Origin of the sequence: Staphylococcus ratti (genome assembly GCF_020883535.1) — a bacterium.
Taxonomy (GTDB): Bacteria; Bacillota; Bacilli; order Staphylococcales; family Staphylococcaceae; genus Staphylococcus; species Staphylococcus ratti.
Genome location: NZ_CP086654.1, coordinates 933,008 through 946,177, shown reverse-complemented (window position 1 = coordinate 946,177; position 13,170 = coordinate 933,008). Strand labels below are relative to the sequence as shown.

The window sequence follows — 13,170 nt, the reverse complement described above, 5'->3', positions numbered from 1 at the left end:
TTTTAATCAACATCACTTGTCTTAACGCTCTTCACCATATCATCTACCTCTTCTGTTTTAGATATGACGTGTACTTTTTCATAACCTATTGCAACCATTCCCGCTAAAAAGAAGAGCATCGTCGTTACAATCCAAAGAGCAAATATGATTATGTTTTGGGGCTTTACCGTTATAAGTGCCGTTAAACAAAGTATAGAAACTCCCGCTAAACAAATATACGCCAATAGTATAGAACAAGCATGTTTAAAATTGGGAAATAACATTATTTTTCCTTTATGTTGGCTACGTGCTTTAAAATAATCTATTGTCAATCTTTTATTTAAATAAAAATAAAATATTAAAATGCCTAGAAATGTGATAACACATATAGTGATTATTAAACTTTGTTCTAATTGAAAGTCTAACAAATGTAGATGTTTTCTAAATGTGACTGAACACATTGTCACTCCTGCCATTGTCGGCCAAAAGGCTTTGTTTTTATTAGGTTGTACAATGGTTAATTTTTCGAACTCTTCTTGACTAATTTTAGCGTACTTTTTAGGTATCAACCAATTAATCATCGGGAAGATAAAAGCCAACCAAGTACTTGCAAGATCAACTATCAAATATTCATTATGGTATTTGATGATACGATATTTAGGGTTATTATAAATAACTTTTATTTCACAACGCAATGTTTACCACGCCCATTCCATAGGATTAATATGGTCACCAATATTTTTGACAACGTCACCAACGTCTTTCGCACGCTCTACAGCATCGTTTGCGGACGTTTTAATAGCATCTATACCATCATCAATTTTGTGACCTATCCAATCCACCTTATCTTTCGTACCAAATAAATTACTTTCGTAAGCTAAATTTGCTCCAAATGAAAATAAAGTGGCAACTGCAAAGCTACCTAAAACAGCCCATCCGACAGGATTACTGCCTAAAAAAATTCCTGCTAAAGCCATTCCCCCCGCACCTGCTGCTAAAGTAAAAGTGTTATGAGATAATGCTTCACCGACTGTTCTACCATCTGAAAGATCGTCGTACATTCCGATCCCAAAACCGAGTCCTGTTATCGATTTAGAACCATATTTACCAATTTTTCCCCAAGTTCCACTATGGTTTATAAATATATTTCCCCATGAACGTTCAATTGTTCGAAATGAGTTAGGTCCCTCTGGTCCTTTCAGTCCGCCTGCTGTATTTATAAAGGCACCTAATCTAACTGAATGTAACCCAAGTTGTTCTAAAAGTGTTGATGTAATATCTAGGCCTAAGTCACGTAAAATACTTTCTTTATTATTTATAATGTAATTTTTTAACCATGATTGCATCGTTTCATCTGGATGTTTTTCTGCGTATTCCTTGATGATTTGACCGTCTTGTTTATCTAATTTAGCATTTTTAGCTTTTTCTTTGATTTTTTGCATTTCAACACTTAAAAACTTTTCATAACTCGCTTCTGCCCATTCTAAGTCTTTGCCTGAAGGAATATTGAATACTTGTTTGACCGGATCCCAACCATTTTGTAATTGTGCAATCCCTTGTTGAATAATCTGATGGAACGATTCAACTTCTTTAAATATCTCTGGAGATACTTGATTAAATGCACGTAACTTCCTCAGTTTTTCTTCTAACTCATACTTTTGTTGTTGCAAACTTGAGATGATTTGTTGGTTACCTTCGATTGCGCTACGATTATCAGAAAGATGCTTCTTTAAAACGATGTTTAAGTCTTCAAAACGTGAGATGCGTTGTTTTAATTCGTTAATGTCTTCTTCAAGTTCGGATTCTTTTAAAGTCTGCGTGTCTACTTCATTGGTATAACGTTCTACAAACGTATTAGAAGCTTGTTCCATTAAATCATTCAATGTTTTCATACTAGTCATTAAAGGGATAACAACTGCACTGAAAAACTGTTTGGCTGATGTATACGCTTTACCTTTTAATTCTTCTTCATTTATAAATTGAAAAACTGCTGTTTCTAGACTGTTATAATTTTGATTCATTGATTGATTTAAATTGTGTACGCTAGACGCTTGACTCCTTGCTCTACCTAAATACATATCAATACTCATGATTACCCCTCCTTTTTTCTATCTCTATACTTCTTTGTGATGTTACAAATCTGTTCATCATTTCATACGTATCATAGGTATACTTTTAAATGTTAAGTTCTCACCTACACTGAAATAAATAATGGATGCATATGTCTTAGCTCAATGGGCAATCACACGTTTTATAATGCTAACTTTAAATATGTTCGATTCATTTACACAACAGTTATTTCTGATATATGTATCACGCTTTAATGTTATTAAGCATTACTGTGCAATTTCATTACCTATCATCATGTCCATCGTATTAAAACTGTCCCCAACATCTTTAAGTGCTGTGTTCACTTTATTAAGTGATGTTGTGATAGTTTGATTTGTACTTAATATTTTGTCTATCGCGTCATGGGCATGCTTATTTCCCTTAACGGTTGTACTTTCATCTTTTTCTGGTGCTGTTACGTTAGAACATTTTGAAATCGCACTGTTTATCATGAAATAAGCATGTTGCGTTTTCTCAAGATCACTTTTTATTTCTCCCATAAACTCCCTACTTTCTATATATAAATTCATGATTTCATATCCTATATATATGTTAGAATTTTATATTCTTAAAATATTTTACAACACAAAAACTCAGATAACTAGTCAAAATATAAAAAAAGAGGCAAAAAAATAAAGTCTTTGCCTCTGACATAATAAATATCTTTTATCATAATGTGCTAAATCTACCAAAATTATATATTCTATCGTTCATACCTTTACTAAAGATATTTACGAGTTATTATATCTTCTCCTATTGTATGAAATATTCCCATTACGACCTTTTGGGCTTAAATTTCATTAGTGACACTAAAAAACCCCTGTAAACACTATGCTTACAGGGGTTACCGATTATAAAATAGAAAGTCCTGAACTTTGAATATCTTTAGCGAAGCCTTTTACAGTATCAACAGAAAGTGATTCTATATCTCGACCGATATTAGGGATTTTTTTAACCACATCCGCTGGACAAGTAATAATATCTGCACCAATCTCATCGGCTTGAATCACATTGAATAATTCTCGGCAACTCGCCCATAATAATTGTACACCTTTTTTGCTATGCGTAATTTCAACTGATGCTTTCATCAATGGTAACGGGTCAACACCTGTATCTGCAATACGGCCGGCGAAGACTGATACATACGTTTCGACACCTTCTGTCACAGCTTCAGTGATTGCTTTAACTTGTTCGATTGTGTAAACTGCCGTGACATTAAGTTTTACACCTTTTGCTGATAGTCTTTCAATTAAAGGTAACATGGATTCCCCTTTAGTGTTAACAATAGGGATTTTTACAAAAATATTTTCCCCAAACTGTTGAATGATTTCTGCTTCTTTTTCCATTGTGTCCATATCATCGCCGAATACTTCAAATGATACAGACGCGTCTGGAATCGCTTCAACAACTTCTTTAGCAAATTGTGTGTAATCCTCCACGCCTGCTTTAGCCATTAAACTTGGGTTTGTAGTAAATCCATCAACTTCTTTATTTTTATAAGCTTGTTTCATTTGATTAATATCTGCACCATCTGCAAATACTTGAACGTTTAATTTTTTCATAAAGTCCTCCTAGATGTATGTTGTCTTATCTATGTTATATCATTTTTAGTTCACATTACGCTATATTTACGCTTACACAAAGTGAAAGTATCCATTTCTTTAATAGTTTAAAATATGATATGATATGTATCGATAAGGAGGCATACACATGTCGAAGTCAAAAAAATACTTTTATTTATCATTTCTATTATTACTTATTAGTTTATATTTAAATTCCATGAATCCGTTATTGAATTTACATTTCAATTCTGTTGTTAAAATTATCGTAGTAAGTATTTTTGTTAATGCTATCGTCTTAATATTTGCTATCATTTTCGCGGATAAATCTATTAAACATTTACCTGAAAGAAAAAGTTGGATTCATAAAGCAGCCAAATTATTACCTTGGCTTTTATTCATTGTTCTTATCATTCATATTTTAACATCACTATTAACATTCGGAATTATTTAGAGGTGAAAAAAGATGCAATATCTTTTTATCTTTATAGGTGGCGCAGTTGGCGCTTTATTGCGTTATCAATTATCATTTCTTCCGTACTGGTATGAGCTACCGATAGGCACGCTTTGTGCGAATATTATCGGTGCTTTTTTTATGGGGTTTTTAACACCCCTTTCTTTACGAATTTTTAATCGATACCCTTATTTAAAAAAGGCCATTACAACAGGATGTCTCGGTGCTTTAACAACTTTTTCAACTTTACAATTTGAAATATTTTCACTCTTTCAAGCTGGAGCATGGTTAACAAGCTTTATTTATGTTTTTATTAGCGCTTTGCTTGGCGTAATTAGTTGTGGGCTTGGATTTAAGTTAGGAGTTGATCGTCCTTGACGCTTGTTTATATTATGATCGGTGGCGGTATAGGTGCTTTATTGAGAAGTTTAATTACCACGCTGATTAATCAAAACTATCGACCTTCATTTCCATACGCCACTTTAATCATTAACTGTATCGGTTGTTTTGTTTTTGGTATGCTTAGCCCTGTTCTTATCTCACAAAGTGACATCTATTTTTTCATTTTAGTTGGAACATTAGGGGGTTTTACAACCTTTTCCACACTACAATTGGAATTGATCACACAAATCAACAACAAAAAATGGCGACAATGTTCACTGCTTTTTCTAGCGCAATACGTAGGGTGTTTTGCGTGTTATGTTTTAGGATACGCATTCATACACATTTTGCCTTAAAAAGAGATGCTACTAAAATAATAGCTTGTAATATTTGAACGCTCGAGGATATACGCCTATGCATTGAAGCTATCGATCAGCGTACACAAAAAACCGTTACTGGAATCCGTAACGGTTTTTAACGATGTCTATTAATTAAATGTTTCTATTTCGGTCATAATGGCTTGTAAATCATTCACATCATATTGAATTCTACCATGGAAAACAAATTTATTGAAGAATTCGTCGAGTTGTGTCGGACCTACAAGTACTTTTGTACCACTTTGTGGTGCGTAATTCGAAATTGTAATATCCCCTTCATGTCTAGGGTTAAAATATAATATCGCTGTTGGTGCATATTTTAGGTTTAATTTTTGTTGTAACGTCGTTGCTAATTTTTCTACTGCTTCAAGTTGTGAAGTATAATCTACAACTGTTAATGTACGGTTTGTTTCTTGTTGATCAAGCACTACAGTTTGTGGTGTTTGTGCATCTAACTCTAATGTTTTGAACACTTGTTCCATCATCGGGTTTTCTTTGAATTGATTCTGAGTAACACCTTGATAAACATGGCCTTTAAGTAGCTCTGAATCAATAATATATAAACCGGTACGTGTCAAAACAAGGTGGCTAATACGCGTAATATCTTCTAAATCATTTGTTGGCATAAAAATGTTAGCCATAATATGCATATCTTCTGGACGAATACGTTTTTCTTTTACAAGACGTTCTCGAATGCCTAAAAGACGCATATCTGTAATGTATTCGCTATCATTTTTTGAGAATAATTTTAATGCATCAATTTCACGATTTTTAGAAGATAACATTGTGTCATATTGTTCCTTATGACGCGTATCTGATTTTTTCTTTTCAATTCGTGCTTTTTCTAACTCTTCTTTATGTTCATTATTTAATTTTTCTTTTTTGGATTGATACTGACTTGAATATGTTTCTTTTACCTTCTTTTTGCTTCGTAACGCAAACAAAAATAAAATCAGAAACAAGAGTGCAAGGACACTCGCAGCGATTAACCCAATTTGAATTGGATCCAATTGTGACATTAACAATTACCTACCTTTTCTACATTTGCTTTATTATATTCATTATATAAAAAAGCTAATAAAATCGCGAGTGTTTATGGAAAAAACATTAATTTTGAGAAGCCACCGCTTCTTTTAAAATGTCGATTTTGTCCGTTTTTTCCCATGGTACATTAATATCATTGCGACCAAAGTGTCCATATGCAGCAGTTTGCTTATAGATTGGGCGTTGTAAATCTAACATTTTAATGATACCCGCTGGGCGTAAATCAAAATGCGTACGCACTGCTTCAATTAAGCTATCTTCTGAAACTTGTCCGGTACCAAAAGTATCAATAGCGATAGATACTGGCTGTGCCACGCCAATCGCATATGCAATTTGAACTTCACATTTTTTAGCTAAACCAGCTGCAACGATATTTTTAGCAACATAACGCGCCGCATAAGCTGCAGAACGGTCTACCTTTGTAGGATCTTTTCCAGAAAAAGCACCGCCTCCGTGACGCGCATAACCGCCGTACGTATCCACTATAATTTTACGACCTGTTAAACCAGCATCACCTTGTGGTCCACCAATAACGAAACGTCCTGTAGGATTAATAAAGAACTTTGTATCTTCATCAATTAAATTTGCATCTACTGTTGGATAAATCACATATTTTTTTAGGTCCTCTTGGATTTTTTCTAATTCGATTTCTTCATGGTGTTGTGACGAAATAACAATCGTATCGATACGCTTCGGATGATTTTCCTCATCGTATTCAACCGTTACTTGTACTTTACCGTCAGGTCTTAAATATTCTAAAGTACCATCTTTACGTACTTCCGTTAAGCGTTTCGCTAGCTTATGAGATAAATCTATAGGAAGTGGCATATACGTATCTGTTTCATCTGTTGCATATCCAAACATTAACCCTTGGTCCCCTGCACCAGTATTTAATGCTTCATCATTATCGTCATCACGATATTCTAATGCACGATCTACACCTTGGGCAATATCTGGTGATTGTTCGTCAATCGCAGTTAAAACAGACATCGTTTTGTAGTCATAGCCATATTTTGCACGTGTGTAACCAATCTCTTTAACTGTTTCGCGTACAACTTTTGGAATGTCGACATACGTCGAAGTTGAGATTTCCCCAGCAATTAATGCCATTCCAGTCGTTACAGTTGTTTCACAAGCCACTCGTGCACTTTTGTCACCTTTTAGTATCTCATCTAGAATTGCATCAGAAATTTGATCTGCAATTTTATCTGGGTGGCCTTCAGTCACTGATTCTGATGTAAATAATCTTCTATTGTAAGTCATAATAAGCTCCTTTAAATTTTATATTACGAAGTTCTCTCTTTTTCTGAGCTAATAAAAAAAGAGCCTCTCACACTATAAACATAGAGAGAAGGCTCTAAACGTCCATTCGCTCTTATCGTTCAGACAATATCAGTCTGCAAACGGTTTGGCACCTTTCTTCATTAAAGAAGAGGTTGCTGGGTTTCACTGGGTCCATGTCCCTCCACCACTCAGGATAAGAGAATCCGTTAGTCTCATATTACCTAAATTTATAAGTAGTGTCAATTCTCTTTCTAACTCATGTTACACAAATATAAAAACGATTCCTCAACCTAATTATTTTACTATTTTTCTATCAAAATCACCTAATTTCGGTATGGATTATTTATCCATTGTGTTATACTCTTGAATTGTAAAGGCTTACATTATTGAAATAACTATCATTACTGAAATAACTATCGGAGGGATAAAACATGTCATTCAATACAAAGAAAATTGACGCATTAATTGACAAGCCTTCATCTCATTTTCAACTTACAACTACAGAACTCTACAATAAGATACTAAAACGAGACGAAGCTGAATTAACAGAACTCGGGGCGATTAATGCTAAAACTGGGGAATATACTGGTCGTTCTCCTAAAGATAAATATATTGTAGATAATCCTCAAGTTAAAGATGATATTGACTGGGGAGCAGTAAATCAACCTATTTCTGAAGAAAAATTCTTAAATTTATATTATCAAGTCATCGATTATTTAGATAAAAAAGATGAGATATTTGTTTTCAATGGTTATGCAGGTAGTGACAAAGATTCACAACTTGATTTAACTGTCGTCAATGAGTTTGCATGGCATAATTTATTTGCTCAAAATTTATTTATTAAACCTACTTCAAAAGAAGAAGCTTCAAAAATCAAAGCTGATTTCACTGTAATTTCTGCACCAACTTTTAAAGCAAATCCTGAAAAAGATGGCATTCGCTCTGAAACTTTTGTGATTATTTCATTCAAACACAAAACAGTCTTAATCGGTGGTACAGAATATGCAGGTGAAATGAAAAAATCTATTTTCTCTGTAATGAATTATTTATTACCGAAACAAGACATTATGAGCATGCATTGTTCAGCCAACGTAGGTCATAAAGGTGATGTCGCTTTATTTTTCGGTTTATCTGGAACAGGTAAAACAACGTTATCGGCTGATCCTGAGCGTCGCCTCATCGGCGATGACGAACATGGTTGGAATGACAATGGCGTGTTTAACATTGAAGGCGGTTGTTATGCGAAAGCTATTCAATTGTCCGAAGAAAAAGAACCTCAAATTTTCAATGCTATCCGTTATGGTACAGTTCTTGAAAACTGTGTAGTAGATGCTCAAGGTTATGTTGACTTTGATGACAATCAGTTAACAGAAAATACGCGTGCAGCCTATCCTATTCACCACATTGAAAATATTGTTGTTCCGTCTAAAGCATCTCACCCAAATACGATTATTTTCTTAACTGCAGATGCTTTTGGTGTATTACCTCCAATTTCAAAATTATCAAAAGACCAAGCAATGTATCATTTCTTAAGTGGTTTCACATCTAAACTCGCAGGTACAGAACGTGGTATTACTGAACCACAACCTTCTTTCTCAACATGTTTTGGCGCTCCATTTTTGCCGTTAAATGCAAAAGTGTATGCAGATTTACTTGGTGATTTAATCGATAAACATCAAGTCGATGTGTACTTAGTTAATACCGGTTGGACTGGAGGAAAATACGGTGTAGGTAACCGTATCGAACTGCGTTATACACGTAAAATGGTTAATGATGCCATTAGTGGAAAATTGAAAGACACAGAATTTGAACAAGATCATATCTTTGGTTTAAGCATTCCAAAAGCAGTAGAAGATGTCCCAACAACGATTCTACAACCGATTAATGCTTGGACAGACAAAAAAGCTTATGAAGCACAAGCTAAAGATTTAGTTTCAAGATTCAAAGAAAACTTCAAAAAATTTGGAGAAGATACGCAACATTTAGAAGAAACTGGCGGTTTCAAAGGTTAATTTAAAAAAGCTGTGAAGTAAAATCCATTTGGAAATCTTCACAGCTTTTTTTCGTTGTTTTTATAAGCTTCAACATTAGCCATCCACGATTGGATAATCTTTAAAACGTCTTTCATGGCTTGTGGCCTAGGGACATGCCCTTCTTGCATTTGATAAAATGTTTTATACGTGGCCCCTACTTCTTTTAAATGCGTTTCTAAAACATACGCTTGATGAATACCTACTTGCTTATCTTTACCACCATGGACAATCAATATCGGTGGCGCATCCGACTGAATGTGTGCCAACGCATCACGCTGACGATAGGCTTCTTTAGCTTTCTTTGGATGACCTACCATACGTCTTAATATATTTCTTAAATCGACACGTTCCTCATACATCAAACGTAAATCGCTAACGCCACCCCATATAATGTAACTGTCTACATTCACTTTTTGAAACGTTAAAAGCCCTTGAATGCCCCCTCTAGAAAATCCAACAAAATGGATAAACGCTTGAGGGTAACGCGCTGTCAATATACGCATTGCACTGGTTACATCATTTAAGTCGTCACCCGCAAAATCATCCTGCCCTTCACTGCCATTGTTCCCACGATAATAAGGTGCAAAAACAAGCGTGTTTTTATTAAGAAATTGCAACATTCTAGCGAGACGTACACGTCCAACTTGTCCTTTGCCTCCACGCAAGTAAACTACAATTCTCTTTACGGGGAGAAATGGCGTTAAGCATAATCCCTTAACATTGAACTGATCTGCTTTATATGTCACTTCTTCAACTCTATGTGTTTGAAGGTCTGCAGGCATTAATTTGCGCTTAATGAAATCCAAGCTGATACATCCTTTCCACACATTTTAAAATCGCTTCATCCTCTAGTAAAAAGCTTTTTTCATCAGATGGAATAACGTCTATTGAATCAAAACAAATCGGCCCATCTGTTTCCATATAGTCTGTCTTTGGCTCAATTTCATTGATATAACAAACAAACACATCTTTAGTGAACACACGTGTTTGTGTAGTGACTGTATACTGTGCTATATAATACGCCGCTTCGATCTTTCCGCCGGTTTCTTCATAAATTTCACGTGCAAGTGCAACTTCACTTGTTTCATTCGCTTCGCATTTGCCACCTGGAAATTCAATACCGCGCTGTCGATGTTTTGTAAATAACAATTGGCTTCCGTAATGGGCTAATCCTAGAACATGGTCCCCTGATTGTTCATCATTAGCATTACAAAAGCGTAACGTCACATGTTGATTTTTCTGGTCAATAAACTCCACAACCTGTTCCCCTCTACTCAATATGTTAAAATAAATTAAATCTCTAAAAGGAGGCTATTATTATGAGACAACTCTTCATTGCACCCATTCGATTCTATCAAAAATTTATTTCTCCTTTAACGCCGCCTTCATGTCGATTTTACCCTACATGTTCAAACTATACCATAGAAGCTATCCAGGTTCACGGCGCATTAAAAGGAATGGGATTAGGTGTAATACGGATATTAAAATGCCACCCTTTTCACAAAGGTGGATTTGATCCCGTCCCTTTAAAAAAGCAACATAAATAGTAATTAATATTTCGTTAAATATCGACGGTCAACTTTAGGCGGCTCAAAGCACAACATTCCTTTATCAAGTTGACCAGATGTTTGACACAAATCTTCTTCAAAGTAATAGCCATGTGGTGTAACGTCTCCTGCAAAATCCCCGCTTCGACTCAACATCGCTGTAAAATATCTACTTAGCGCTGTTTCATACATGCCTCCTATCACGACTTTAACACCCTTACTTTGTAATTGATGCATCATATATAACGTGCGATCAATTCCCCCTAATCGAAAGGGTTTTAACACTACAACCGAAATGGGATATTTTTCTATAAGTGAAGCAATTGCGTCTAATGACGTTGCACGTTCATCTAGCGCTATAGGCGGCCACTGTATGTTTTCATCCAAATATTCTATCTGTTGAAAAGGCTCTTCAATATATGAAATATTTTCTTTTCTCAATGCTTCTAACGTTTTAAAATCGTTTTTCGCTAATGTTTGATTTGCATCCAAACTTATCGGAACATCAGGGTATACTTTTCTGACCATACGGACGTGTGCTAAAACATCCTTTGACCATTTTATCTTGATTCTCGCGACATTATCTAATTGTAAAACCCTTTGATTGAAATCTCCGTTAATCGTTTGAACCGGTGGAATTTTAAATGTAGGTAAGCGGTGAAAAGAAGGGTACAATGCCATCATAATTGTAGCCCTTGCAGCAGGTGACTCATTGAAAAATTCAAGTTCAGAGACTAACTGACGCATAGAAGTAATAGCTTTGCCTCTAATTTGATAAAACCATTGGTCAATTGTCTTTTTTACAGTATCAATTGTTTCTTCATAATACCAATTTGTTTCAAATACGTTTGCTTCACCAAACCATTCATTTCCTTCGTCATCTTTCAGTCCTACAATTAATGTGGGCCGATTCACCATTGAAATTTTCGCTGTTGTAATCGGTTGTTTGAACGTAGGCTTGAATAAATAAAATCGTCTTTCTAATAATTTCATTTTTCTACCCCTGTTAATACTTGACGTTGTAATTTACCCGTACTCGTATAAGATAAAGATGAAACTAAAACAATTGTTTTAGGATGTTTATATTTTGCTAAATGTTGACGTAAGTATTGTTCTAAATCATGGATTATCATTTCACCACGATCACTTACAATATATAAAATAGGCCTTTGCCCCCAAGTATCATCTAAAATACCTACACACATCGCATCTTTAACCCCTTCAAAAGCCTTTGCTTTAGTTTCAATTTCAAAAGGATAAATGTTTTCTCCACCACTAATAATCAAATCTTTACGGCGATCATAAATCGTTACGTACCCTTGATCAATGCTCGCAATATCTCCAGTATTAAAATACCCTTCTTCATCAAATGTTGACATATTAGCTTGCTTTGGGAAAAGATAACCATCCATAACATTGTGGCCTTTTACCAACAATACGCCGTGACCTTCATCATTAGGATGCTTAATTTTAATCTCTTGATTTTCACTCACACAGCCTACAATATCAGGTCTATCACGTAACATATTAGGCGCAGCTGTTAAAAATTGGGAACATGTTTCAGTCATTCCGAATGAATTGTATATTGGCAACGCTTTGTTCAAAGCATCCATAATTAAAGTTGGATCTAATTTTGCGCCCCCTAACAATATTTTTTCAAGCGTATAGGGTTGATTTAAACCAGCATCCATCAAACGTTTTAAAGTTTGCGGAACTAACGAAATATGTGTAATGTGTTTGTTTTGTATACAGTTCAAAATATCATTCGGTTCAAAACTTTCCTTTAAGTAAACGGTAAAACCAAATAATACACTTCGTAAAACAATACTCAAACCTGAAATATGATAAATCGGTAAAACCGTAAGCCATTTAGAATCACTAGAAAAACCTAATGACGCCTTACACTCCTTTGCACTTGCTTCATGATTGTAAAAGCGTTGCGGCACAGCTTTTTGCGGACCCGTCGTTCCAGAAGTGAACATAATAGATGCAATACGCTGTGCATCAAATGGTGATTCTGTCACGTTTTCTGATGACGCTAAATTTGAAATAGATTCATAAGATATCACATTAAATGTCTCATCGAGTTCAAGAGATAATGTAGCCACAATCGTTGTGACATTTACGGAATTCAGCTGATGTTTTATTTCACTTAGTGTTAAACGATGGTTAATCATCACCACTTCTATCCCATATAGCCATGAAGCATGAATACATGTAAGTGCTTCAACGGAATTATTAACATAAAATCCTAGGCGGGAGGTATTTAACGTTTTGAGTTTTGCTCCTATTTCAATCGCTTGCGCATATAAGGTTTCAAAAGTGAGTTGTCTTTCGTCTGTTTCAATCGCAACTCGTTTTGGATGTTTTTTTGCTTGTCTCGCAAGCCAATGTTCCATTTTA

15 protein-coding genes and 1 riboswitch are annotated in these 13,170 nt (G+C 34.9%); of the genes, 5 read left to right on the top strand and 10 right to left on the bottom strand.

The annotated features are described in order from the left end of the window. Positions 1 to 2: 2 nt before the first annotated feature. The 4 genes from LN051_RS04610 to LN051_RS04595 form a co-directional block, all read right to left on the bottom strand. Positions 3 to 674: a DUF443 family protein gene (locus LN051_RS04610; RefSeq protein WP_229293383.1), complete on the bottom strand. Its 672-nt coding sequence runs from the start codon at positions 672 to 674 to the stop codon at positions 3 to 5. Positions 675 to 677: 3 nt separating this feature from the next. Next, the gene (locus LN051_RS04605) at positions 678 to 2,069 is read right to left on the bottom strand and encodes a T7SS effector LXG polymorphic toxin (RefSeq protein ID WP_229293382.1); all 1,392 of its coding nucleotides are present in this window, start codon (positions 2,067 to 2,069) and stop codon (positions 678 to 680) included. A 246-nt stretch (positions 2,070 to 2,315) separates the two neighbouring features. After that, on the bottom strand, positions 2,316 to 2,618 hold the full coding sequence (locus tag LN051_RS04600; protein ID WP_229293381.1) for a TIGR04197 family type VII secretion effector: 303 nt from the start codon (positions 2,616 to 2,618) through the stop codon (positions 2,316 to 2,318). 321 nt (positions 2,619 to 2,939) lie between these two features. After that, positions 2,940 to 3,650 carry a transaldolase gene (locus LN051_RS04595; protein ID WP_229293380.1) on the bottom strand — a complete coding sequence of 237 codons (711 nt, stop codon included), beginning with the start codon at positions 3,648 to 3,650 and terminating at the stop codon, positions 2,940 to 2,942. Between the two features lie 148 nt (positions 3,651 to 3,798). On the opposite strand from LN051_RS04595, the gene LN051_RS04590 reads away from it, so the two are divergent. From LN051_RS04590 to LN051_RS04580, 3 genes are read left to right on the top strand one after another with little or no spacing between them, the layout of a single operon-like run. Further along, positions 3,799 to 4,101 (top strand): hypothetical protein, encoded by a 303-nt coding sequence (locus LN051_RS04590; protein ID WP_229293379.1) that lies wholly within the window; start codon positions 3,799 to 3,801, stop codon positions 4,099 to 4,101. Positions 4,102 to 4,113: 12 nt separating this feature from the next. Beyond that, on the top strand, positions 4,114 to 4,479 hold the full coding sequence (gene crcB / locus LN051_RS04585) for a fluoride efflux transporter CrcB (RefSeq protein WP_229293378.1): 366 nt from the start codon (positions 4,114 to 4,116) through the stop codon (positions 4,477 to 4,479). Continuing rightward, positions 4,476 to 4,838 carry a fluoride efflux transporter FluC gene (locus LN051_RS04580; RefSeq protein WP_229293377.1) on the top strand — a complete coding sequence of 121 codons (363 nt, stop codon included), beginning with the start codon at positions 4,476 to 4,478 and terminating at the stop codon, positions 4,836 to 4,838. Before crcB ends, LN051_RS04580 begins: the two co-directional genes overlap by 4 nt. Positions 4,839 to 4,969: 131 nt before the next feature. On the opposite strand, the gene LN051_RS04575 is transcribed toward LN051_RS04580, so the two are convergent. Beyond that, positions 4,970 to 5,878: a nuclease-related domain-containing protein gene (locus tag LN051_RS04575; protein WP_229293376.1), complete on the bottom strand. Its 909-nt coding sequence runs from the start codon at positions 5,876 to 5,878 to the stop codon at positions 4,970 to 4,972. 88 nt (positions 5,879 to 5,966) lie between these two features. Continuing rightward, positions 5,967 to 7,166: a methionine adenosyltransferase gene (metK, locus tag LN051_RS04570; protein ID WP_229293375.1), complete on the bottom strand. Its 1,200-nt coding sequence runs from the start codon at positions 7,164 to 7,166 to the stop codon at positions 5,967 to 5,969. Between the two features lie 109 nt (positions 7,167 to 7,275). Next, positions 7,276 to 7,387: riboswitch (SAM riboswitch) on the bottom strand. A 231-nt stretch (positions 7,388 to 7,618) separates the two neighbouring features. Between metK and pckA the strand changes: the two genes are divergently transcribed. Beyond that, entirely contained in the window at positions 7,619 to 9,199 is a 1,581-nt protein-coding gene (pckA, locus tag LN051_RS04565) for a phosphoenolpyruvate carboxykinase (ATP) (protein WP_229293374.1), read from the top strand. 38 nt (positions 9,200 to 9,237) lie between these two features. Here pckA and LN051_RS04560 read toward each other — a convergent pair whose 3' ends face one another. Together LN051_RS04560 and ytkD are read right to left on the bottom strand one after the other, a co-directional pair. Next, on the bottom strand, positions 9,238 to 10,026 hold the full coding sequence (locus LN051_RS04560; RefSeq protein WP_229293373.1) for an alpha/beta hydrolase family protein: 789 nt from the start codon (positions 10,024 to 10,026) through the stop codon (positions 9,238 to 9,240). Further along, entirely contained in the window at positions 10,013 to 10,477 is a 465-nt protein-coding gene (gene ytkD / locus LN051_RS04555) for an RNA deprotection pyrophosphohydrolase (RefSeq protein WP_229293372.1), read from the bottom strand. Before ytkD ends, LN051_RS04560 begins: the two co-directional genes overlap by 14 nt. A gap of 62 nt (positions 10,478 to 10,539) precedes the next feature. Between ytkD and yidD the strand changes: the two genes are divergently transcribed. Continuing rightward, positions 10,540 to 10,767, top strand: a complete 228-nt coding sequence (gene yidD, locus LN051_RS04550) for a membrane protein insertion efficiency factor YidD (RefSeq protein WP_229293371.1) — start codon at positions 10,540 to 10,542, stop codon at positions 10,765 to 10,767. A 3-nt stretch (positions 10,768 to 10,770) separates the two neighbouring features. Here yidD and menC read toward each other — a convergent pair whose 3' ends face one another. Beyond that, positions 10,771 to 11,760, bottom strand: a complete 990-nt coding sequence (gene menC, locus LN051_RS04545) for an o-succinylbenzoate synthase (RefSeq protein ID WP_229293370.1) — start codon at positions 11,758 to 11,760, stop codon at positions 10,771 to 10,773. Beyond that, positions 11,757 to 13,166: an o-succinylbenzoate--CoA ligase gene (gene menE, locus LN051_RS04540; protein WP_229293369.1), complete on the bottom strand. Its 1,410-nt coding sequence runs from the start codon at positions 13,164 to 13,166 to the stop codon at positions 11,757 to 11,759. Before menE ends, menC begins: the two co-directional genes overlap by 4 nt. Positions 13,167 to 13,170 lie beyond the last annotated feature (4 nt).